The sequence below is a fragment of the Nonomuraea mangrovi genome (genome assembly GCF_042681425.1).
Taxonomy (GTDB): Bacteria; Actinomycetota; Actinomycetes; order Streptosporangiales; family Streptosporangiaceae; genus Nonomuraea; species Nonomuraea mangrovi.
The window spans coordinates 42,772-64,397 of the sequence record NZ_JBHUFV010000038.1 but is presented as its reverse complement, the minus strand read 5'-3'; the positions used below and the strand labels follow the sequence as shown (position 1 = coordinate 64,397).

Annotated in this window: 21 protein-coding genes; 13 read left to right on the top strand and 8 right to left on the bottom strand. The window is 70.8% G+C overall.

The window, feature by feature from the left end; genetic code table 11:
* Positions 1-11 precede the first annotated feature (11 nt).
* From ACFSKW_RS26120 to ACFSKW_RS26110, 3 genes are all read left to right on the top strand, one after another.
* Positions 12-1,307 carry a 2'-5' RNA ligase family protein gene (locus tag ACFSKW_RS26120; protein ID WP_379575065.1) on the top strand — a complete coding sequence of 432 codons (1,296 nt, stop codon included), beginning with the start codon at positions 12-14 and terminating at the stop codon, positions 1,305-1,307.
* Between the two features lie 116 nt (positions 1,308-1,423).
* Positions 1,424-2,644, top strand: a complete 1,221-nt coding sequence (locus ACFSKW_RS26115) for a winged helix-turn-helix domain-containing protein (protein ID WP_379575064.1) — start codon at positions 1,424-1,426, stop codon at positions 2,642-2,644.
* 200 nt (positions 2,645-2,844) lie between these two features.
* Positions 2,845-3,066 (top strand): hypothetical protein, encoded by a 222-nt coding sequence (locus tag ACFSKW_RS26110; RefSeq protein ID WP_379575063.1) that lies wholly within the window; start codon positions 2,845-2,847, stop codon positions 3,064-3,066.
* Positions 3,067-3,178: 112 nt separating this feature from the next.
* Here ACFSKW_RS26110 and ACFSKW_RS26105 read toward each other — a convergent pair whose 3' ends face one another.
* Positions 3,179-3,904 (bottom strand): helix-turn-helix domain-containing protein, encoded by a 726-nt coding sequence (locus ACFSKW_RS26105; protein ID WP_379575062.1) that lies wholly within the window; start codon positions 3,902-3,904, stop codon positions 3,179-3,181.
* A gap of 75 nt (positions 3,905-3,979) precedes the next feature.
* On the opposite strand from ACFSKW_RS26105, the gene ACFSKW_RS26100 reads away from it, so the two are divergent.
* The 8 genes from ACFSKW_RS26100 (at position 3,980) to pcaDC (ending at position 11,536) form a co-directional block, all read left to right on the top strand.
* Complete coding sequence (locus ACFSKW_RS26100; protein WP_379575061.1) at positions 3,980-4,906, top strand: LLM class flavin-dependent oxidoreductase; 927 nt, start codon at positions 3,980-3,982, stop codon at positions 4,904-4,906.
* A 178-nt stretch (positions 4,907-5,084) separates the two neighbouring features.
* Complete coding sequence (locus ACFSKW_RS26095; protein WP_379575060.1) at positions 5,085-5,519, top strand: DUF6196 family protein; 435 nt, start codon at positions 5,085-5,087, stop codon at positions 5,517-5,519.
* Positions 5,520-5,548: 29 nt separating this feature from the next.
* Positions 5,549-6,649 carry an NAD(P)/FAD-dependent oxidoreductase gene (locus ACFSKW_RS26090; RefSeq protein ID WP_379575059.1) on the top strand — a complete coding sequence of 367 codons (1,101 nt, stop codon included), beginning with the start codon at positions 5,549-5,551 and terminating at the stop codon, positions 6,647-6,649.
* 79 nt (positions 6,650-6,728) lie between these two features.
* On the top strand, positions 6,729-7,874 hold the full coding sequence (locus tag ACFSKW_RS26085; RefSeq protein WP_379575058.1) for a thiolase family protein: 1,146 nt from the start codon (positions 6,729-6,731) through the stop codon (positions 7,872-7,874).
* A gap of 9 nt (positions 7,875-7,883) precedes the next feature.
* Positions 7,884-8,624 carry a protocatechuate 3,4-dioxygenase subunit beta gene (gene pcaH / locus ACFSKW_RS26080; protein WP_379575057.1) on the top strand — a complete coding sequence of 247 codons (741 nt, stop codon included), beginning with the start codon at positions 7,884-7,886 and terminating at the stop codon, positions 8,622-8,624.
* Positions 8,621-9,157 carry a protocatechuate 3,4-dioxygenase subunit alpha gene (gene pcaG / locus ACFSKW_RS26075; protein ID WP_379575056.1) on the top strand — a complete coding sequence of 179 codons (537 nt, stop codon included), beginning with the start codon at positions 8,621-8,623 and terminating at the stop codon, positions 9,155-9,157. Before pcaH ends, pcaG begins: the two co-directional genes overlap by 4 nt.
* Positions 9,144-10,436 carry a 3-carboxy-cis,cis-muconate cycloisomerase gene (gene pcaB / locus ACFSKW_RS26070; protein ID WP_379575055.1) on the top strand — a complete coding sequence of 431 codons (1,293 nt, stop codon included), beginning with the start codon at positions 9,144-9,146 and terminating at the stop codon, positions 10,434-10,436. The genes pcaG and pcaB overlap by 14 nt, the downstream gene beginning before the upstream one ends.
* Positions 10,433-11,536, top strand: coding sequence for a bifunctional 3-oxoadipate enol-lactonase/4-carboxymuconolactone decarboxylase PcaDC (gene pcaDC / locus ACFSKW_RS26065; protein ID WP_379575054.1), 1,104 nt, complete (start codon positions 10,433-10,435; stop codon positions 11,534-11,536). The genes pcaB and pcaDC overlap by 4 nt, the downstream gene beginning before the upstream one ends.
* Here the strand turns inward: pcaDC and ACFSKW_RS26060 are convergent.
* Positions 11,518-12,096 (bottom strand): TetR/AcrR family transcriptional regulator, encoded by a 579-nt coding sequence (locus ACFSKW_RS26060; RefSeq protein ID WP_379575053.1) that lies wholly within the window; start codon positions 12,094-12,096, stop codon positions 11,518-11,520. The genes pcaDC and ACFSKW_RS26060 overlap by 19 nt on opposite strands.
* A 236-nt stretch (positions 12,097-12,332) precedes the next feature.
* Between ACFSKW_RS26060 and ACFSKW_RS26055 the strand changes: the two genes are divergently transcribed.
* On the top strand, positions 12,333-14,132 hold the full coding sequence (locus ACFSKW_RS26055; protein ID WP_379575052.1) for an ABC transporter ATP-binding protein/permease: 1,800 nt from the start codon (positions 12,333-12,335) through the stop codon (positions 14,130-14,132).
* A 157-nt stretch (positions 14,133-14,289) separates the two neighbouring features.
* Here the strand turns inward: ACFSKW_RS26055 and ACFSKW_RS26050 are convergent, their stop codons facing one another.
* The 3 genes from ACFSKW_RS26050 to ACFSKW_RS26040 are packed head-to-tail and all read right to left on the bottom strand — an operon-like array spanning position 14,290 to position 17,142.
* Complete coding sequence (locus tag ACFSKW_RS26050) at positions 14,290-16,050, bottom strand: ABC transporter substrate-binding protein (protein WP_379575051.1); 1,761 nt, start codon at positions 16,048-16,050, stop codon at positions 14,290-14,292.
* A gap of 10 nt (positions 16,051-16,060) precedes the next feature.
* Complete coding sequence (locus ACFSKW_RS26045) at positions 16,061-16,336, bottom strand: DUF2160 domain-containing protein (RefSeq protein ID WP_379575050.1); 276 nt, start codon at positions 16,334-16,336, stop codon at positions 16,061-16,063.
* A gap of 2 nt (positions 16,337-16,338) precedes the next feature.
* Positions 16,339-17,142, bottom strand: coding sequence for a carbohydrate ABC transporter permease (locus ACFSKW_RS26040; RefSeq protein ID WP_435192355.1), 804 nt, complete (start codon positions 17,140-17,142; stop codon positions 16,339-16,341).
* A gap of 122 nt (positions 17,143-17,264) precedes the next feature.
* Here ACFSKW_RS26040 and ACFSKW_RS26035 point away from each other — a divergent pair, with 122 nt between their 5' ends.
* Positions 17,265-18,371 carry an RNA-guided endonuclease InsQ/TnpB family protein gene (locus tag ACFSKW_RS26035; protein ID WP_379575049.1) on the top strand — a complete coding sequence of 369 codons (1,107 nt, stop codon included), beginning with the start codon at positions 17,265-17,267 and terminating at the stop codon, positions 18,369-18,371.
* Positions 18,372-18,492: 121 nt separating this feature from the next.
* On the opposite strand, the gene ACFSKW_RS26030 is transcribed toward ACFSKW_RS26035, so the two are convergent.
* The 3 genes from ACFSKW_RS26030 to ACFSKW_RS26020 are packed head-to-tail and all read right to left on the bottom strand — an operon-like array spanning position 18,493 to position 21,576.
* A complete protein-coding gene (locus ACFSKW_RS26030; protein WP_379575048.1) occupies positions 18,493-19,434 on the bottom strand; it encodes a carbohydrate ABC transporter permease in 942 nt (313 codons plus the stop codon).
* Entirely contained in the window at positions 19,431-20,519 is a 1,089-nt protein-coding gene (locus tag ACFSKW_RS26025; protein ID WP_379575047.1) for an ABC transporter ATP-binding protein, read from the bottom strand. The genes ACFSKW_RS26030 and ACFSKW_RS26025 overlap by 4 nt, the downstream gene beginning before the upstream one ends.
* Positions 20,512-21,576: an ABC transporter ATP-binding protein gene (locus tag ACFSKW_RS26020; RefSeq protein ID WP_379575046.1), complete on the bottom strand. Its 1,065-nt coding sequence runs from the start codon at positions 21,574-21,576 to the stop codon at positions 20,512-20,514. Before ACFSKW_RS26020 ends, ACFSKW_RS26025 begins: the two co-directional genes overlap by 8 nt.
* Between the last annotated feature and the right edge of the window lie 50 nt (positions 21,577-21,626).

The window sequence follows — 21,626 nt, the reverse complement described above, 5'->3', positions numbered from 1 at the left end:
AGGATGATCGGGTGGATCGCTACGAGGCTGGGCTGACGGCACTGGTGGTCGAGGTCCCCGCGGCCGAGCCCGTCGTCGGGCGCTGGCGCGAGCGCCACGACTCCTCCGCCGCCTACGGCGTGCCGGCGCACGTGACCGTCCTGTACCCGTTCCTGCGCCGCGACCGCGTGGACGCCGCGGTGGTGGCCGAGCTCAGCAGGCTGTTCGCCGCCGTCGAGCCGTTCGAGGTCACCTTCCGCGCCAGCGGCCGCTTTCCCGGGGTGCTCTACCTCGCGCCCGAGCCGTCGGGGCCGCTGCGCGAGCTCACCGAGGCCGTGTGGCGGCGCTGGCCGGAGGCTCCGCCGTACGGCGGGCGGTATCCGGACGCCGTCCCCCACCTGACGGTCGCCGACGGCGCGCCCGCCGACGCCTACCCCCTGATCGAGGCCGACCTGGCCGCGGGGCTGCCCTTCGCCGCCCGCGTGAGCGAGGTCGCGCTCGTGGTCTATGACGGCACGGCGTGGCGCCCTGACCTGTCCTTCCCGCTGGGCGGCGCCGGCCAGGCCGACGGCGACTACGGCCGGCCGGGCTCGCTGGCCGAGGTGCTGGCCGACGTGACCGCCGAGCGCGTGGCCCAGGATGTGCTGTTCGGCATTCAGGACCCCGCCGACGGCACCGGCCCCGAGCGCACGGCCGCCGCCGACCGGGCGAAGGCCGAACTGGAGTCGGCCAGGCGGGCCGGAGGGGTCACCTGGCGGCACATCCTGCACGAGGAGGTGCTGGAGGCCTTCGCCGAGAGCGACCCCGACCGGCTGCGCGCCGAGCTGATCCAGGTCGCGGCGGTGGCCGTCAAGTGGGCCCAGGCGCTGGGAGGGCGCGGCGCGACCGCCCCGCACCAGGTGCGCAAGCCCAGGTTCAAGGCGATCGTGGACGTGCACGTGCTGTTCGTCCGCGACGGGAGGGTGCTGCTCGGGCGCAGGGCGAACACCGGGTACGCCGACGGGCTGTGGCACCTGCCCTCGGGGCACCTCGAAGCCGGCGAGTCGGCGGTCGAGGGCGCGGTCAGGGAGGCCAGGGAGGAGGTGGGCGTGACGATCGACCCCGCCGACCTGACCTTCGTCCACGCCATGCATCGGGCCCCTGACCGGGTCGGGCTGTTCTTCCGCGCCGAGCGGTGGGACGGCGAGCCGTACAACGCCGAGCCGGGCAAGTGCGACGCGCTCGCGTGGCATCCGCTCGACCGGCTGCCCGCCGGCACGGTCGACTACCCCGAGGCGGCGATCAGGGCGATCGGGGAAGGGCGTCCTTTCGGGCAGCTCGGCTTCTGAGGCCACTGCGTCAGTCGCGGCGGACGAGGCGACCTCCGGCTGTGGTGCTTCGGCGTGCCCCTCGCCCGCGATCGGTCCGCCTCTATCGAACTTGTTTTCGGATATAGTGCGGGACCATGCCGTTCCCCCTTGTTCTGAGCATGGAGTCCGCGCGGCGTCTGGCCGTGAGCTGTCAGCATCTGGCCGGCCCCCGGCCCTGCGGCGATCTGGAGGGGCTGCGGCACGTCCTGCGGACCCTGCGCTGCCTGCAGCTCGACCCTGTCAACGTGGTGGCGCGCAGCCACCTGCTGGTGCTGTGGAGCAGGGTCGGCGACTACGACCCCGCCGACCTGGACGTCCTGCTGTGGCGGGAGCGGTGGCTGTTCGAGTACTGGGCGCACGCCGCGTCGATCGTGCTGGCCGAGGACTACCCGATCCATCACGTCATGATGCGCGGCTACCCCGCGGGCCGGTCGACGTACGGCCGGCGGGTCGGCGACTGGCTGGAGGCGAACGACGGCCTGCGACAGCACGTGCTGGACAGGTTGCGGGAGCACGGGCCGCAGCCGGTGGGAGGGTTCGAGGACCGCGCGGTCGTGGCATGGGAGTCGCGAGGCTGGACCAACGGCCGCAACGTCGAGCGGATGCTGGACTTCCTGTGGACCCAGGGCCACATCATGGTGGCGGGCAGGGAGGGGCGGCGGCGCCGCTGGGATCTGGCCGAGCGCTGGCTGCCTGAGTGGGTCGGCGGCAGGCCGTTGCCGCCCGAGGAGTCGGTGTCGCTGGCGGCCGAGCACGCGCTGCGGGCGCTCGGCGTGGCCAGGGCGGCCGACATCGAGCGGCACTTCACCCGTGCGCGGTATCCGGACCTCGCCGGGGTGCTGGACGGACTGGAGCGCTCGGGTCGCGTCCTGCCCGCCGAGGTGGAGGGCGGCAGCGAGCGGTGGTACGTGCACCGCGACGTCCTCGGCCTGATGGAGCGGGCCTGGGAGCCGCGCACCACGCTGCTGTCTCCGTTCGACAACCTGATCTGCGACAGGGAGCGGACCGAACGCCTGTGGGGGTTCGCGTTCCGCACGGAGATGTACGTGCCCAAGGACAAGCGGCAGTACGGCCACTACATCCTGCCGATCCTGCACGGCGAGCGGCTGATCGGCAGGCTCGTGCCGCGCCTGGACCGGCGCAGAGGGGTGCTTGAGGTCGAGGGCGTGTTCCCCGAGGCGGAGATCGCCGCGGACGAGGCGGCCGTCAACGCGGTGGGCAGGGCGGTCGCCGAGCTGGGCCGGTTCGTCGGCGCCAGGGAGGTCTCCTACGGCGACAAGGTGGCCGAGCCGTGGCGACCCGTGAACGCCGGATGAGCCGGTGCCGCACTCTACGGCTCGGCGTTCGTCATTCCCTCCAGGGAATTGTCCAGATTCCCGCCGTTCCGCAGGATTCGGGGGAACAACGACATCGAGGAGCAGCAGTGACCGACACGCAGGTCCAGGATCTGGCGAACCGTTACATCGCGCTCTGAATCGAGCCGGATCCCGAGTCGCGCCGCAAGGCCGTACAGGAGTTGTGGGCCGAGGACGGCGAGCACGTCCTCCAGCCTCCGCAGGAGATCAGGCAGGTCGCCGCGGCGCTGGGCTTCGACTCCAGCACCCTCGAAGCGCGCGGATACGACGCGATCGAGACCAGGGTCGCCCGCAGCTACGAGCGGTTCGTGGCGACGGGTGAGTTCACGTTCAGGGCTCGGAGCGATGCCGTCCGGCTGCGCGACGTCGTCACCTTCAGGTGAGAGACGGTGTCCGTCGCCGACGGCGACGCGGTGGGCGGCGGCCTGGAGGTCCTCGTGCTCGACGAGGACGGCCGCATCGCCACCGACTACATGTCCCCGGCTGAGCGAGGCCTCACCCTGCCAGCAACGCGGCCGTGGCGGCGTCCGCGGGCAGGAACGCCTCCAGCTTGAGCTCCGCGACGGTCACGTCGAGCGCTGTCGCGAACGTCGTGATCGTGGTGGTGAGCCGCAGCTCTCCGCGTGGCGAGCGCAGCTGGATCGGCACGGCGAAGCCCACGTGGTCGGGACCCGGCGGCACGTGCGGCACGTAGCCGGTCAGCTCGGCGTAGAGCTCGTCGCGGGGGATGCGGTCGAGGATGTGCTGGGCCCACTGGGCCAGGTTGACGATCCGCGGAGCCAGGCCCTCCGGATGCAGGGACAGGCGCAGCACGTTGACGGGCGGGCGCAGCAGGTGGTCGGCCACGCCGTCGGTGAGCAGCGACAGCGCGTCGTTGGCGAGCACCACCTCGTGCCTGGCGTCGACGACGACCGCGGGATAGGGCAGGTGCCCGGTCAGGATATGGCTCAGCGCGGTGCGCACGTGCTCCATGCTGGGGTCGTCTATCGGGGTCTGCGGGTAGACGGGCGCGTAGCCGGCCGCGAGCAGGAGGTCGTTGCGCTCTCTGAGCGGAAGCTCCATCGACTCACCCAGCCGTACGACCATGCTCCTGCCGGGGCGGGACCTGCCGCTCTCCATGAAGCTGAGGTGGCGCTGTGTCGTGCCCGCGCGCAGGGCGAGGTCGAGCTGGCTGAGGTGGCGGCGCTGGCGCGTCGCGCGCAGGGTCTGAGAGAAGTCCACGTTCCCAGTGTGCGCGATGTGTCCATTCCCTTGAGGGAATTGTCGTCATTCCCTGGCGAGAGCACGATCCTCCCTGTGAACACGCGACTGGGAGTCCTTCTCCCCACCAACCAGAGCCAGTGGAACGACGCACGCCGGCTGGTCGACTTCGGCGTCCGCGCCGAGCGGCTCGGCTTCGACTCCCTGTGGGCCAACGACACCCTGCTCGGCGCGCGCATCGAGCCGCTGGCCATGCTCGCCGCCCTCGCACCCGCCACCGAGCGCGTGACGCTCGGCACCGCGGCGCTCCTGCCGGCCTTCCGCCGCCCCGTGACGACCGCCCAGGAGCTGGCCTCCATCGACCACCTGTCCGCGGGACGCCTGGTCGTCACCGTGGGCGCGGGCTTCCCCGGCCGGTCGGAGGTGGAGTACGCGGTGTCGGAGGTGCCCTGGCAGCGGCGCTTCGGACGGCTCGACGACACCGTCGCCCTGTGGCGGGCGCTGTGGTCGGGCGAGCGGGCCTTCCACGGCAAGGTGCTGCGCTTCGACGACCTGCCGGAGTCGACGCCGTCCTTCCGGCCCGGCGGGCCGCCGATCTGGCTGGGCGGCGCGAGCCCCTCGGCGCTGGAGCGCACGGGCAGGCTCTACGACGGGTGGCTGCCCTACCCGCCCGACCCCGCCGACTACCGCACTGGTCTCGAGGGGGTACGGCGGGCCGCCGCGGCCGCGGGGCGGCCCGAGGAGGCGGTCACGCCCGCGCTGTTCGTCACGGTGCTGGTCATCGACGACGCCGAACGGGGCGAGAAGGAGCTCGACGCCTACTGCAGGGCCACCTACGGCCTGCCGTACGAGACGGTGCGGACGATCCAGGTCCTGGTCGCGGGCCCGGCCGAGCAGGTGACGGCCACGCTGGCCGGCTACGTGGCGGCGGGCGCCGGGCACCTGGTCTGCCGCATCGCGGCCCCGACGCTCGACGCCCAGTTCGAGCAGCTGGAGCTGCTGGCGGGGATCGCCCGCCCGTGAGGTCCCCGAGCCCAGGACTCACCTGGTGATCGCATGCTGCGCGCCGACCGGCATCTCGCCGGGGGCGTGGGCGGAACAAGGGAAGCGGCCCGCGCCTTGACGCAGAGGACCGAACGTCCGCCGGACCGTCCCGGCGAGCGCGGCGTGACCGCGCCGAACCATGGAGGAGACACCACCGATGGTCAGTGTCAGCATGGAGACCCCCGAGCAGACCGAGGAACGCCTGCGCCGGGTCATCGCCAGGGCCGAGCTCGTCGTGCACGACGGCGTCTGGTTCTTCGAGGAGTCGCCCGCCGACCGACCGCCCGCGCTCACCGGCGACACGCTGGCCGTGGTCCGCGACGAGGACAGCTGGAGCCGCCTGGTCCCCCTCTCCGGCGCCGGCGAAGGCGTCGAACGGTTCGGGATCTTCTCCTTCCACTTCCCCGCCGAGCTGGACAACAGCGGGTTCGTCGGCTGGCTCGCCACCCATCTCAAAGCGAGCCTGGGGACGGGGGTGTTCGTCATCTGCGGGAGCAACAGGGCCCGTGGCGGCGTCTACGACTACTGGGGCTGCCCCGCCGAGCTACTGGATCAGGCGGTCACGGTCGTCGAAGGGCTGCGGAAAGGCTGAGGCCCGCCCGGGTCTGACACCGTGGGCGTATGAGGAGCGCAGAGGTTGTGATCATCGGTGGTGGTTGCGTCGGGACGAGCACGGCGCACCACCTGGCCGCGAGGGGATGCGCGGACGTCGTCCTGCTGGAGGCCGACACCCTGGGCGCGGGGGCGACGAGCAAGGCGGCCGGCGGGATCCGGCTGCAGCACGCCGACGAGCTCAACGCCCGCATCGTCCAGCGCTCGCTGCCCGAGTTCCTCCACTTCGAGGAGCTCACCGGCGTGCCGATCGGCTTCAAGCAGGTCGGTTACCTGTTCCTGCTGTCGTCCGACGAGGAGTTGGACTCCTTCAAGCGTGCGGTGACGGCTCAGCAGGCCCTCGGCATCCCCAGCGAGGTGGTCGGCCTCGACACTGTCAGGAGCATGGTTCCCCAGGTGGAGACCGCCGGCCTGGCAGGGGCGACGTTCTGCCCGATCGAGGGGTATGCCACCCCTGAGGCCGTGGTGCAGGGCTACGCGGCGTCCGCGCGGCGGGGTGGCGCCGCCGTGCGGGTGGGATGCAGGGTCACCGGGATCAGGGTCCACCGCGACCGGGTGGTGGGCGTGGACACCGAGGAGGGGCCCATCGCCAGCCGGGCGGTGGTGTGCGCCGCGGGGGTCGACTCGGCAGGGCTCGCGCGGTCGGCGGGCTTCGAGCTGCCCGTGCACGGGCAGGCGCGCGCCGTTCACTACAGCGGCGGCGACGGGGGCGTCCCGGCGACCGCGCCGCTCACCGTGGACTTCGCCTCGGGCTTCTACTTCCACCGGGAAGGCACGGGCCTGCTGTTCGGCGGGCGCGAGCGGGACCTCGAAGACCTGAGCGAGCCGGCCGTCAGGCGGCTGCCCGTGCTCGCCGACCTCCCGATCGAGTCGTCGTGGTGGGGCTACTACGACATGAGCCCCGACCACAACGCGATGATCGGCGCGGCCCCCGTCGAGGGCCTCTACTACGCCACCGGGTTCTCCGGTCACGGCTTCCAGCAGTCCCCCGCCGTCGGCGAGCACCTCGCCCAGCTGGCGCTGAAGCAGGAGCCCACCCTCGATCTCACACCTCTGTCCGCGGACCGCTTCCTGCTGGGCGCCCCGCGTCCCGAGAAGTTCGTGATCTAGGCGCGGGGGCGCACGACATCTTCCACTCACCGGAAGCCGGTGCGTGCGGTGGAGGGGCGTGCGGCCTAGCGTCGAGGCTGTGAACGAGGTCTACGTCGTGGACGCGATCCGCACGCCCATCGGCAGGTACGGCGGCGCGCTGTCAGGCGTCCGCCCCGACGACCTGGCGGCGCACGTCGTCAGGGAGCTGCTCGCCCGCTCCCCCGCCCTCGACCCCGCCGCGATCGCCGACGTCGTGTTCGGCAACGCCAACGGCGCGGGAGAGGACAACCGCAACGTGGCCCGCATGGCCGTCCTGCTGGCGGGCCTGCCGGTCAGCGTGCCGGGCGTGACGGTGAACCGGCTGTGCGGCTCGGGCATGGAGGCGGTGATCCAGGCGTATCGCGCCATCGCGCTCGGCGAGGCGTCCGTGGTGGTCGCGGGCGGGGTCGAGTCGATGAGCCGCGCCCCCTGGGTGCTGCCGAAGCCGTCGCGCGCCTTCCCCGCCGGCAACCAGGAGCTGGTCTCCACCACGCTCGGCTGGCGGCTGGTCAACCCGCTCATGGCGCCCGAATGGACGGTCCCGCTCGGCGAGGGCGCCGAGCTGATCGCCGACAAGCACGGTATCGGCAGGGCGGCGCAGGACGCCTACGCCCTGGCCAGCCACGCGAAGGCGGCCAAGGCCGACTTCAGCGGCGAGATCGTCCCGGTCGGCGAGGTGACGCGGGACGAGTCGATCCGCGACGACACCTCGATGGAGGCGCTGGCCAGGTTGAAGCCCGCCTTCAGGCCGGGCGGCACGGTCACGGCGGGCAACTCCTCGCCCCTCAACGACGGAGCGGCCGCTCTGCTGCTGTGCGACGAGGAGGGGCTGGCGCGCTCCGGGCGCGAGCCGCTGGCGAGGATCACCGCGAGCGCGGTCAGCGCCGTCGAGCCGCAGTACTTCGGCCTGGGGCCGGTCGAGGCGATCAGGAAGGCGCTGCGGGGCCGCGAGCCGTCCGTCGTCGAGCTGAACGAGGCGTTCGCCGCGCAGGTGCTCGGTTGCCTGGCCGAGCTGCCCGAGCTGGATCCCGAGATCGTCAACCCGCGGGGCGGCGCCATCGCTGTCGGGCACCCGCTGGGCGCCTCGGGCGCGCGGATCACCGGCGCGATCGCGCACCAGCTGGCCGCCCGGGGCACCGGCCTCGGTGTCGCGGCGCTGTGCATCGGTGTCGGCCAGGGCCTGGCCGTCGTTCTGGAACGCTGAGGAGCCCCCATGACGCAAGAGCGGATCTCCGCGGAGATCGCCGACCTGCACGAGGCCTATCTCAAAGAGGGCGTCGTGCGGCATCACTCGGCGCGCGACTTCGCCCCCTACCGCAGCAGCGCCCTGCGCCACCCCCACCGGCCGCTGGTCGTGCTCGACGACCCCGACGCCGCCGAGCTGACGGGTCCCGTCTTCGGCGTGACGGACGTGACGGCTCTGGACGCCGACCTGACCCGCCGGCACCATGGCGAGCCGCTCGGCGAGCGCATCACCATCACGGGGCGGGTGCTGGACAGGTCGGGCCGTCCCGTCCGCGGCCAGCTCGTCGAGGTGTGGCAGGCCAACGCCTCGGGCAGGTACGCCCACCAGCGTGACGACCATCCGGCCCCGCTCGACCCCAACTTCACGGGGGTGGGCCGCTGCCTGACCGACGACGAGGGCCGTTACGCCTTCACCACGATCAAGCCCGGCGCCTATCCGTGGCGCAACCACCTGAACGCCTGGCGGCCCGCGCACATCCACTTCTCGCTGTTCGGCACGGCCTTCGCCCAGCGGCTGATCACACAGATGTACTTTCCAGGCGATCCGCTGTTCCCCTACGACCCGATCTTCAACTCGGTGCTGGACGAGCGGGCCCGCGGGCGGCTCATCGCCGCCTACGACCACGACCTGTCGGTGCCCGAGTGGTCGCTCGGCTACCGGTGGGACATCGTGCTGGACGGCCCCTCCGCCACCTGGACGGAGTCATGACGCAGCCCACGCCCTCGCAGACCGTCGGTCCCTTCTACGGCTACGCGCTGCCGTTCGCGGGCGGCGGTGACATCGCGACCGGCGGCATCGTCGTCCACGGTCACGTGTACGACGGCGCGGGCGAGCCCGTGCCCGACGCGCTGCTGGAGTTCTGGCAGGCCGATCCGGCGGGGGGACTGAGCGGCGCGCCGGGCTCGCTGCGCCGCGACCCCGTCACCGGCGAGATCATCGGCAGGCACGGGCTCGACTTCACCGGGTTCGGCAGGGTCGCCACCGACGCCGACGGCCACTGGATGCTGCGCACGCTCGTGCCGGGCCTGCCGTACATCTCGGTGTGCGTCTTCGCGCGGGGGCTGGGCCACCACCTGTACACCCGCGCCTACCTGCGCCCGGACGAGACGGACCGGCTGCTGGCCGGGCTGAGTCCCGAGCGGAGGGCGACGCTGCTGGCGCGGGAGGAGCGCGACGGGGTGTACGTGTTCGACGTGCGCCTGCAGGGTGAGCGGGAGACGGTGTTCCTTGACTTCGGCTGACCTGGGGCTGCTGTCGGCGGGGCGCGCGGGGTCGGCCGCCGAGGCGGCGACGGGCGACGCGGCGATCCTGCAGGCGCTGCTGGACTCCGAGGCCGCGCTGGCCCGCGCCTGGGCGGCGGTCCTGCCCGCGGTCCCCTCCGGCGTGGCGCGGGTGGTGACGGAGGCGGCCCGCGCCGACCGCTTCGACCTGGCCTCGCTCGTCCTGCGCGCCCGCGAGGGCGGCAACCCGGTGATCCCCCTGGTCGCCGATCTGCGAGCGGCCGCCGGCGAGGAGGCCGCTCCCTACGTGCACCTCGGCGCGACCAGCCAGGACGTCATGGACACCGCGCTGATGCTCGTCGCACGCCGCGCGCTGGCGCCCGTGCTCGCCGATCTCGCCCGTACGGCCGCGGCCCTCGCCGCGCTGGCCGCCGAGCATCGCGCCACGCCGATGCCGGGCCGCACGCTGACCCAGCACGCGGTGCCGACGACGTTCGGGCTGAAGGCCGCGGGATGGCGGGCACTGGCCCTGGACGCCCTCGACCGCCTCGGCACCGTGCGCGCCGCCCTGCCCGCCCAGCTCGGCGGCGCGGCGGGCACGCTGGCCGCCTTCCATGCCCACGCTCTCAGGCTGTCCCCCTCCTCGCCGCCCGCGCCCGATGTGGGGATCACGCTGGCCGGGGCCTTCGCGAGGGAGGTGGGGCTGGCCGAGCCCGAGCTGCCGTGGCACGTGCTGCGCACGCCGGTCGCCGACCTGGCCGGTGCGCTCGCCTTCACCGCGGGCGCGCTCGGCAAGCTCGCCGCCGACGTGCTGGTCCTGTCGCGCACCGAGATCGGCGAGGTATCGGAGGGGACGGGCGGCGGCTCGTCGGCGATGCCGCACAAGAGCAACCCCGTGCGCGCCACCTGGGTCGCCGCCGCGGCCCGCCAGGCGCCGCCGCTGGCCGCCGTCCTGTACGGCTCGCTCGCCGCCGAGGACGAACGGCCCTCGGGCGCCTGGCACGCCGAGTGGCAGCCGCTGCGCGAGCTGCTGAGAGTCGTCGGCGGGGCCGCCCGGGATGCGGCCGACCTGGCCGAGGGGCTGCGCGTTCATCCGGAGCGCATGCGCGCCGACCTCGACGCGACAGGCGGGCTGATCGTCTCCGAACGCGTCGCCGCCGTCATGGGCAGGGAAGCGGCCGAGAGCAAGGACCTGCGGCAGGTGGCCGATCCCGGCCTGCTCGACCCGACGGACTATCTGGGCGCGGCGCCCGCGCTCGTCGACAGGGCGCTGCGCCGTACCGCGATGGAGACCCCGTGACACTCCCGTACCACCTGCTCGACGGCCCCGTCGGCGGCCGGCCGATCATCCTCGGACCCTCGCTCGGCACGTCGCTGCGCGTGTGGGAGCCTCAGGTGGCCGCCCTCGCTCGCCGCCACCGGGTGCTGCGCTACGACCTGCCGGGTCACGGCGGGTCCGCGCCGGCTTCCGTGACCGGCGTCGCGGACCTCGCCGAGCTCGTGCTGCGGCTGGCCGACCACCACGGGTGGGACCGCTTCCACTACGCGGGCATCTCGCTCGGCGGCGCGGTCGGCGCCCACCTCGCCCTCCACCACCCCGGCAGGATCAGGACGCTGACGCTCGTCTGCTCCTCGGCCAGGTTCGGCGAGCCCGAGGGCTGGCGGGAAAGGGCCGCCCTGGTCAGGACGCGCGGCACCGCTCCCCTGCTGGAGGCCACGGCGGCCCGTTGGTTCGCGGGCGAGCCGGTCCCCGCTCTCCTCGACGACCTGGCCGCGGCCGATCCCGAGTCGTACGCGGCCTGCTGCGACGCGCTGGCCGGCTACGACCTGCGGGCAGGCCTGCCGAAGATCGGCGCGCCCGCCCTGGTCATCGCCGGACGCGCCGATCCCGCGACCCCGCCGGCCCACGCGCGGGAGCTGGCCGACGGTCTGCCCGACGCGACGCTCGTCGAGCTGCCGCGCGCCGCCCACCTCGCCAACGTCGACAGGCCCGAGCCGGTCACCGCCGCCCTCGACACTCACCTCGGCAGGGCCACAGGGATGGAGGTGCGGCGAGCCGTGCTCGGCGATGAGCACGTCGATCGGGCGGTCGCCCGCACCACCCCCTTCACCCGCGACTTCCAGGACCTCATCACCCGCTACGCGTGGGGCGAGATCTGGACCAGACCGGGGCTCGACCTGCGGACCCGCAGCTGCGTCACGCTCACCGCCCTCGTGGCCCGCGGGCACACCGAGGAGCTGGCGCTGCACGTGCGCGGGGCGCTGCGCAACGGGCTGACACCCGACGAGATCGGCGAGGTGCTGCTGCAGAGCGCCGTCTACTGCGGCGTGCCCGCGGCCAACGCCGCCTTCGCCGTCGCCCAGCGGGTCCTGCGGGAGGTTCAGGAGGAGGGCCGGTAGCCCACCTGCCTGAGCACCGCGTCGAGGTAGGCCTTGATGTCGGCCATGCTGTCGGTGTCGGGACGCGAACCCAGGTGCTGCAGGATCGAGCCGTTGAGCACCTGCTGGAGGATGCCGAGATCGGTGTCGCGCGGCAGCTGCCCGCTGTCGCGCGCGGCGGCCAGCGTGGCGTGCTCGGCCTCCGCCCGCCGCCGGCCGTTCTGGTCGCGGTAGGCCTTGAGCAGCTCGGGGTAGTCGTCGGCGGCGCCGTACAGGCGGCGCAGCATCCTGCGGTTGCGCGGGTCACTCAGGTAGCGCGCCCAGTCGGTCAGCATCGCGTCGACGTCCGGCCAGTCGATCGCGCCCGGCTCGTGGTCGCGGTGGACCGACTCGATCGCCTGGACGAGCAGGGCGGTCTTGTCGGCGAACCTGCGGTAGACCGTGGCCCTGGTCACGCCCGCCCGCTGGGCGACCTGCTCGATGCTGGTCTGGCTGGCGCCGTACTCGATGAGCAGGTCGAGCGCGGCGGCGAGGATGGCCGCGTCGACCTCCTGGCTGCGCGGCCTTCCCGGTGCTCGCACCACTCTTCCGCCCCCGACTTCTCGCTGGTAGCCGACAGGGTAGCGCGATCCTGACCCCCTGTCGGACCCGCCCACGTCATCGGCTGCCCTGGCCGCGCCGGCTGGGCGAGCGCGCGGGTTATCAGCCTGAAAGCGGCCGACAAGCCGCCCGACCTATAAATCCTCAGCAACAGGAATAAATCGGATTTTAGGGATGAAACTTCTTGACAATATCGGCGCGATCCGCCAACGGCGCCATGAACTGGCAGCATGAATGGCTCACTTCGCTCACCTCGACGGCGATGACCTGCGTCGTCACCGTCGTGGTCGGCGCTCTGGCGGTCTGGCTGCTGACCCGGTACACGCACTGGGGGCGGCAGTTCCGGCGGCTCGCCTTTCCCTATCTCAAGCCCGGGCGCAGCCGGACCAGCTGGCGCCCGCTGCTGACCCTCCTGCTGCTGCTCTGGCTGACGGTTCTCGCGGTGCGCCTCGAGGTGCTGATGTCGTATGCGACGAACAGTCTCTTCACGGCGCTGCAGGAACTGGACGCGGAGACCTTCTGGTTCTACATCGTCGTCTGCGTGGCCGTCGCGGCCCTTTCCGTCTTCAGCACCCAGCTCGGGTATCTCATCAGCCAGCGGCTGTTCATCCACTGGCGGACCTGGCTCAACGACCGCATGGTCACCGACTGGCTGCACGGCCACGCCTATCATCGGGGCCAGTTCGTGAGCGCGCCGGTCGACAACCCGGATCAGCGCATCCAAGAGGACGTCACGGAGTTCGTCGAGGACTCCTACGAGCTGTCGTTCGGGGCGATCGGCGCCGCCTTGAGGCTGGTGTCGTTCACCGCCATCCTGTGGGGGCTGTCGGGGCCGATGTCCGTCCTCGGACATGAGGTGCCGCGGGCGATGGTCCTGCTCGCCTACGCCTATGTGATCGTGGCGTCGCTTCTCGCCTTCAGGATCGGCCGGCCGCTGATCCACCTGAACTTCCGGCAGGAGGGGCTGTCCGCCTCCTTCCGCTACGCCCTGATACGCCTGCGGGACAACTCCGAGAACATCGCGTTCTACGGCGGCGAGGACGTCGAGCGCTCGGCGCTGGCGGCCAGGTTCTCGTCCGTCATCAGGAACACGTGGGCGATCACCAAGCGGTCCCTGAGACTGCAGGTGTTCAACGACACGGTCACCCAGGTCTCGGTGCTGTTCCCGATCATCGTCCAGGTGCCGCGCTTCCTCAGCGGGACGATCTCACTCGGCGACATCACCCAGACCTCCGACGCCTTCACCCAGGTGCACGACTCGCTGTCCTTCTTCAGGAACTCCTATGACTCCTTCGCCAACTACCGGGCGACGCTGAACCGGCTGACGGCGCTGATGGACGCGAACAGCGACTCGCGCGACCTGGCGTCGCCGGCCTTCACGCACCGTCCCGACGCGCTGGAGATCGAGGACCTGAGGGTATGGCGTCCCGACAGGCGACCGCTGATCGACGGGCTGACGCTGAGCATGGGCCCGGGACAGGCGTTGCTGGTCAGGGGAGCCTCGGGCAGCGGCAAGACCACGCTGCTGCGCAGCCTGGCCAGTCTGTGGCCGCACGCCCATGGCACCGTCCGCCGCCCTGCGAGAGCCCATACGCTCTTCCTGTCACAGCAGCCGTACCTGCCCCTGGGAAGCCTGCGCGCCGCGCTGGCCTACCCGGGCCCGGCGCACCGGGTCGAGGACGATCGGGCGCGCGAGGTGCTGCGCTCGGTGCAGCTCGGGCACCTGGAGGATCAGATCGACGACGAGGCCCCCTGGTCCCGCACCCTGTCCCCCGGCGAGCAGCAGCGCCTCGGGTTCGCCAGGATCCTGCTGTACCGGCCCAGGCTGGCCTTCCTCGACGAGGCGACCTCCGCGGTCGACGAAGGTCTCGAGTACGCGCTGTACAGGCTGATCCGCGAGCGCCTGCCCCAGTGCATGCTCGTCAGCGTCGGCCATCGCAACACGCTGGCGGCCTTCCACACCCACCGTCTCCACCTGCTCGGCGCGGGACGATGGGGCATGGCGGCCGCGGACTGACAGGTCCTGGCCGGCCCTGTCGGCCACTCTGCCGCCGGACGGCCGCTCGCACCGTGACGGTCTCCCTCGGGACCCCGCCTGATCCAGCCGCCGAAGCGGCCCGTCCCACCGGCGATCCTCTCCGGCGGGACGGCGCCGCACGGCCCCTGACCGCGTTTCAGTCGGCGTCCTTCCACTGGGCGAGCAGCTTGTCGTAGTCGAGCGTCTCCGGCTTGCCCCGCTCGTCGGCGAGCTTCGGCGCGGGCGCGCCCGGCTGGTCGAGCCAGTACTGGGCGTCCCTCTCCTGGTTCAGCTTCGGCGCGCAGGCGCCGCCGTAGCCTCGCCGCTCCAGCCGCGAGAGGATCTCGTCCTGCTGCTTGGCCAGGTTGTCCATGGACTGCTGGGCGGTCGTCTCGCCCGTGACAGCAGTGGCCACGTTCTGCCACCACAGCTGGGCCAGCTTCGGGTAGTCGGGAACGTTCGTGCCCGTCGGCGTCCACTGCTTGCGGGCGGGCGAGCGGTAGAACTCGATCAGCCCGCCGTACTTGGCGGCGTTGTCGGTGAAGTAGTCGCTCCTGATGTCGGAGTCGCGGATGAAGGTGAGGCCGGTGATGGACTTCTTCAGCGAGACCGTCTTGGAGGTGACGAACTGGGCGTACAACCACGCCGCCGCCCGCCGTTCCTGGGGGGTGTTCTTCAGCAGGGTCCACGAGCCGGCGTCCTGGTAGCCCAGCTTGTTGCCCTCCTTCCAGTAGGCGCCGTGCGGGCTGGGCGCCATCCGCCACTTCGGCGTCCCGTCGGCGTTGACGACGGGCAATCCCGGCTTGGTCAGGTCGGCGGTGAACGCGGTGTACCAGAAGACCTGCTGCGCGACGGCGCCCTGCGCGGGCACGGGGCCCGACTCGCTGAAGTTCATGCCCGCCGCCTCCTTCGGCGCGTACTTCTTCAGCCAGTCCACGTACTTGTTCAGCGCGTAGACGGCCGCGGGACCGTTGGTGTCGCCGCCGCGGCTCACCGACGAGCCGACGGGCCTGCAGTTCTCCACCCTGATGCCCCAGTCGTCCACCGGCAGCCCGTTGGGGATGCCGGGGTCGCCGTTGCCCGCCATGGACAGCCACGAGTCGGTGAAGCGCCAGCCGAGCGACGGGTCCTTCCTGCCGTAGTCCATGTGGCCGTAGACCTTTTTGCCGTCGATGGTGCCGTCGCCGTTCACCTTGTTGGTGAAGAAGTCGGCGATGTCCTCGTAGGCGGCCCAGTTGACGGGGACGCCGAGGTCGTAGCCGTAGGCGTCCTTGAACTGCTTCTTGATCTTCTCGTCGGTGAACCAGTCGTAGCGGAACCAGTAGAGGTTGGCGAACTGCTGGTCGGGCAGCTGGTACAGCTTCTTGTCCGGCCCAGTGGTGAAGCTGATCCCGATGAAGTCCTGCAGGTCGAGCGTGGGAGAGGTGACGGCCTTGCCCTCTCCCGCCATGTAGTCCGACAGCGGGAAGACGTAGTCGCCGCGCGAGTGGGTGCCGATGAGGTCGGAGTCGTTGACGTAGGCGTCGTAGATGTTCTGGTTGCCCTGGATCTGGGTCTGGAGCTTCTCGACGACGTCGCCCTCCTGGATCAGGTCGTGCTTGAGCCTGATCCCGGTGATCTCGCTGAAGGCCTTGGCGAGCTTCTGCGACTCGTACTCATGGGTGGTGATCGTCTCGGAGACGACGTTGATCTCCATGCCTCTGTACGGCGCGGCCGCCTTGATGAACCACTCCATCTCGGCCAGCTGCTGGTCGCGGGAGAGCGTGCTGGGGGTGAACTCCTCGCTCACCCACCGGCGGGCCGCGGCCCTGCCGTCCTCCTCCCTGAAGTCGCTCGCGCTCCCACCTCCCCCACCGGCGCTGCAGCCCGCCACCAGCAGGATGAGTACGGCACCCACCCGGTTGAGCGTCGACGACATCGTCCCTCCTTCATCCCCATACGCCGATGACCAGCGCCACCAGCAGCGCGCATCCCAGTGCCAGCCACATGGACAGGTCGGTGACGGCGATCCACCCGGCCAGCACCACGGCCGCGCTGATCAGCCCGATGTACAGCCGGTCGCCTCTGTCGGTCTCGATGCGAAGGAAGCCGCGGCGCGCCACGGGCGGCGAGATCCACGCCCACACCGCCATCCCGCACAGCAGCAGGCCGAGCCCGGCGAACACCAGGGCCGTGGGCGGGGTCCACACCATCCACTCGAGCACGGTCAGACCCTCCCCATGGAGAAGCCCTTGGCGATGTAGTTCCGCACGAACCAGATGACGATCGCCCCAGGGATGATCGTCAGCACGCCCGCCGCCGCCAGCAGTCCCCAGTCGACACCCGCCGCGCTCACCGTCCGCGTCATCGTCGCGGCGATGGGCTTGGCGTCGACCGAGGTGATGGTCCTGGCGATGAGCAACTCGACCCAGCTGAACATGAAGCAGAAGAAGGCGGTGACGCCGATCGCCGAGCGGATCATCGGCAGGAAGATGCGGACGAAGAAACGCGGCAGCGAATAGCCGTCGATGGCCGCCGTCTCGTCGATCTCGCGCGGAATCCCCGACATGAATCCTTCGAGGATCCATACCGCCAGCGGCACGTTGAAAAGCATGTGCGCGATGGCGACGCCGAGATGCGTGTCGAACAGTCCCACGCTCTGGTAGATCTGGAAGAACGGCAGCAGGAAAACGGCGGGCGGCGCCATTCTGTTCGTCAGCAGCCAGAAGAACAGGTGTTTGTCACCGGCGAATCTGAAACGCGAGAAGGCGTACGCCGCGGGCAACGCCACGACCAGCGACATGACCGCGTTCATGGAGGTGTAGAGGATCGAGTTGAGATAACTCGAATACCACACCGAGTCGGTGAAGAACGTCTCGTAGTTCTCCAGCGTCACTCTCTGCGGAATGAGCGAGAAACTGCCGAGAATGTCCTCGTTGGGTCTGATGGACATGCCGAACATCCACAGCAGCGGCAGCATGAGGGTGGCGGCGTAGAGCCAGAACACGGCGCGCGCCCATGGCAGCCTCATCGAAACTCCTGAAGTGTGAAGACGCTCGGGTTCATCCGTGAGGAGGAAACGCGGCCTGGGGCCACAGGTTCTGGATCGAACACACAAGCGAGGAATGCCGATCTGTCGCTAGCCTGTGCGATGTGGCGCAGATCATGAAGCGGGCGTTCAAGTACCGCTTCTACCCGACCCCCGAACAGGCCAGAGAGCTTGTCCGGACGTTCGGCTGCGTCCGCCTCGTCTACAACAGGGCGTTGGAGGAGCGCACCCGCGTCTACACGCTTGAAGGCCGCCGGGTCTCCTACGAGCAGTCCTCGGCCGCGCTGACGCAGTGGAAACGCACCGAGGATTTGGGCTTCCTCGCCGAGGTGTCCTCGGTCCCGCTGCAGCAGGCGCTGCGGCATCTTCAGGCGGCGTTCGCGAACTTCTTCGCCAAACGCGCCAAGTACCCCGCCTTCAAGTCGCGTAAGAAGTCGCGGCTGTCGGCGGAGTACACCCGCTCCGCCTTCACCTGGCGGGACGGTCAGCTCACGCTGGCCAAGATGAACGCCCCGATGAACATCGTGTGGTCGCGCCCCATGCCGGAGGGCGCGCGGCCGTCCACGGTGACGGTGTCGAAGGACGCGGCGGGCCGCTGGTGCGTGTCCATCCTCTGCAAGGACTCGATCCGGCCGCTCGATCCCGTGGCACAGTCGGTCGGGCTGGACGCGGGCATCACCCCGCTGGCGACGCTGTCCACCGGAGAGAAGATCGTCAACCCTCGGCATGAGCGGGCCGACCGGCGCAAGCTCGCCAAGGCCCAGCGAGGGCTCGCTCGGAAGGAGACGGGCTCGGCCAACCGGGCCAAGGCCAGGGTGAAGGTGGCCCGCGTGTATGCGCGGATCGCCGACCGCCGCCGCGACCACCTGCACAAACTCTCGACTCGACTCGTCCGTGAGAACCAAACGGTCGTGATCGAAGACCTCACCGTGCGCAACATGGTCAAGAACCACCGGCTGGCCCGCGCCATCTCGGATGCGTCCTGGCGGGAGCTGCGGAGCATGCTGGAGTACAAGACGGCCTGGTACGGGCGGGAACTGGTCGTGATCGACCGCTGGTTCCCCTCCTCCAAGCTGTGCTCGGCCTGCGGGACCTTGCAAGACTGGATGCCGTTGAACGTCCGGGAGTGGGTGTGCGCCTGCGGCGCATCCCATGATCGGGACGTGAACGCGGCCAGGAACATCCTCGCGGCCGGGCCGGCCGAGAGGTGAAACGCCTGTGGAGCTGATGTAAGACCTCAAGAGGAGACCTCCTCGGCGGGCAATCGGCGGTGAAGCAGGAAACCCGACCCGCGAGGGTTGGAATCCCTCGGCTTCAGCCGCAGGGAGGAGGTCAACTCCCGCTCCTTGTCAGCACGGTGAAGAAGACGTACGAGATGATCTGGACGATGAGGAAGTAGAGCAGCGAGAACGCGCCTGCGGGCCCGAGGTCGAACTGTCCGACGGCGATCTTCGACAGCAGGATGCTGAGGAAGGAGGTGGCGTTGCCAGGACCGCCACCGGTCACCACGAACGGCTCGGTGAAGATCATGAAGCTGTCCATGAATCGCAGCAGGATCGCGATGGTCAGCACGCCGCGCAGGCGCGGCAGCTGGATGTGGCGGAAGGTCGCCCACGCGGAGGCGGCGTCGATCTGCGCGGCCTGGAAGTAGGGGTCGGGGATGGAACGCAGGCCCGCGTAGGCCAGCAGCACCACCAGCGGCGTCCAGTGCCAGACGTCCATGACCAGGACGGTGATCCAGGCGTCGGTGGAGTCGAGGGTGTAGTTGAAACCGATGCCGAGGACGTTGTTGATCGTCCAGCCGCCCAGTCCGATGTCGCCGCGGGCGAAGATCTGCCAGATGGTGCCGACCACGTTCCAGGGGATGAGCAGCGGCAGCGCGACGACGACCAGTGCCACCGACACCCAGAAGCCGCGGCGCGGCATGCACACCGCGATCGCCACGCCGAGCGGGATCTCCACCAGCAGCACCTGGGCCGAGAACAGCAGCGTCCGCACGAAGGCGGCGCGGACCTCGGGGTCGCGGGAGACGGACCTGAACCAGTCGAGGCCCACGAAGATCCGGTCGGTGGGGGTGAAGATGTCCTGCACGGAGAAGTTGACCACGGTCATCAGCGGGATCACCGCGGTGAACGCGACCGACACCACGACGGGGAGCACGAGCAACCACGCGCGGTTGTTCTTCGGCTTCAGGTCGGCCCGCCTGCCCCTGTCCTCCTCGGGCGGGGCGCTCGCCTGCGCCGTCACGGGGCCGTCGGCCACCTGGCTGCTCACGCTTCCCTCCTCCCTTCGAGCGGCGCGATCGACCCGCACCTGACCTCGTCCCTGAACAGGAACGCCGCATCGGCGAAGTGGAAGAACGCGGTCGTGCCCGGCGAGTACGCCGAGTCCGCGTCCACCTTCGCCACCAGCTCGTGACCGCCGGCCTCGGCGTGGACCAGGTGGTAGGCGCCCATGCGGTCCACTCCCGTGATCCTCGCCTGCAGGCCCGGCGGGTCATGGGCGGTGATCCGTACGAACTCGGGCCTGACACCGACGTTCACGGGACCCGGAGGCAACTCGCCCACGGCCCTGCCGACCACGGCCTCGCCGACCATGACCAGCCCGTCCGCCGTCTCGGCCGGCAGCACGTTCATGCCGGGCGATCCGATGAAGTGGCCGACGAACTCGTGCGCGGGCGACAGGAACAGCTCGGCGGGCGTGCCCGACTGGACGATCTCCCCGTCCTTGAGCACGACCACCTCGTCGGCGAACGTCAGCGCCTCGGTCTGGTCGTGGGTGACGTAGACGAGCGTGTGCCCGGTGTCGCGGTGGATCTCCTTCAGTTTGCTGCGCAGCGTCCACTTCAGCGCGGGGTCGATCACCGTGAGGGGCTCGTCGAGCAGGACCGCCGCGACCTCCGGACGGACCAACCCGCGGCCGAGGCTGACGATCTGCTGCCTGCCCGGGTCCAGCCTGCGCGACCTGCGGCCGAGCTGGTCGTCGAGCCCCAGCAGCCGCGACACGGTGCGCACCCGCTGATCGACCTCCGCCTTCGGGTACCTGCGGTTGCGCAGCGGGAAGGCGAGGTTGTCGTAGACGGACATCTCCTCGTACAGGACGGGGAACTGGAAGACCTGCGCGATGTTACGGCCGGCCGTCGGCACCGAGGTCACCTCGCGCTCGCCGAACCAGATCCGTCCCACGGTCGGTGAGAGCAGGCCGGAGATGATGTTCAGGAGCGTGGTCTTGCCGCAGCCGCTCGGCCCGAGCAGCGCGTACGCCCTGCCGTCGCGCCAGGTCCAGGTCAGCGGCTTGAGCGCCCACGTCCGGCCGCCGTCGTAGCTGTGCCCGACACCTTCGAGGCGGATGTCAGCCATGCAGATCGACCTCCGTCGCCGAGCCCGCCAGCAGACCGCCGTCCGCCTCGTCGAAGACCAGGACGTGGGACGGGTCGACGTAGGCGGTCGCCCGCTCGCCGGGGGTGAACACGCGTGTGCCCTTCAACTGGGCGACGAGATGCCGCTCCCCCGGCAGCAGCAGGTGCAGGAACGTGGCGCTGCCCGTCACCTCGGCCAACCTGATCTCCGCGGGGAAGGCGAGCGCGTCGGGCCCCGCGCTCTCGATGCTCACCTGGTGCGGGCGCACGCCGAGCACGACGCGCTGGCCGGGGGCGTGCGCTCGGGGGGCGGGGAGGGAGGCGCCCATGCACTCGATCCAGCCGTCGCGCACGAGCCCTGGCAGGAGGTTCAGCGGCGGGTCGCTGAGCGTGGCGGCGACGGCCAGCGTCGGCGGCCTGTCGTACATGTCGGCCACGTCGCCGGTGTGCAGGACCTTTCCCCTGCCGAGGACCACGGTCGGCGCGGCGAAGCCGAGCGCCTCGGCGGGATCGGCGGTGGAGTAGACGACCACGCTCGGCGACCCCGCGAACATGCTCCTGAGGTCGCCCCTGAGCTGCTCCCTGAGCTTGTAGTCGAGGTTGGCCAGCGGCTCGTCCAGCAGGAGCACGTCGACCGGCCTGGCCAGCGCCCTGGCGATGGCGGTGCGCTGCTGCTGGCCGCCCGACAGCTCCGCGGGCCTGCGGCCGAGCAGGCCACCGATGCCCATGAGCTCGGCCACCTCGCGCACCCTGCGCTCGACGTTCTCCTTCGGAAAGGCGGGATCGAGCCGGAGCGGAGAGGCGATGTTCTCGTGGACCGTCAGCGACGGATAGTTAATGAATTGCTGGTAGACGAAGGCCACCGAGCGCTTTCGCACCGAAATGGCGGCCACGTCTTTTCCATTGACAATGACCCGGCCCGTGGTGGGGGGTTGCAGACCGGCCATGACGCGCATCAGCGTCGTCTTGCCCGCGCCCAATGGTCCGATGAGGACCGTCATGCCGCTGGATAATTCCAGGTCAATGCCGTCGAGCCAGATCTCGTCACGTCGTCGCACGCCAACACCGTCAAGAACCAGCGCCATCCTGCCCGGTCCTCTCTCCCGGT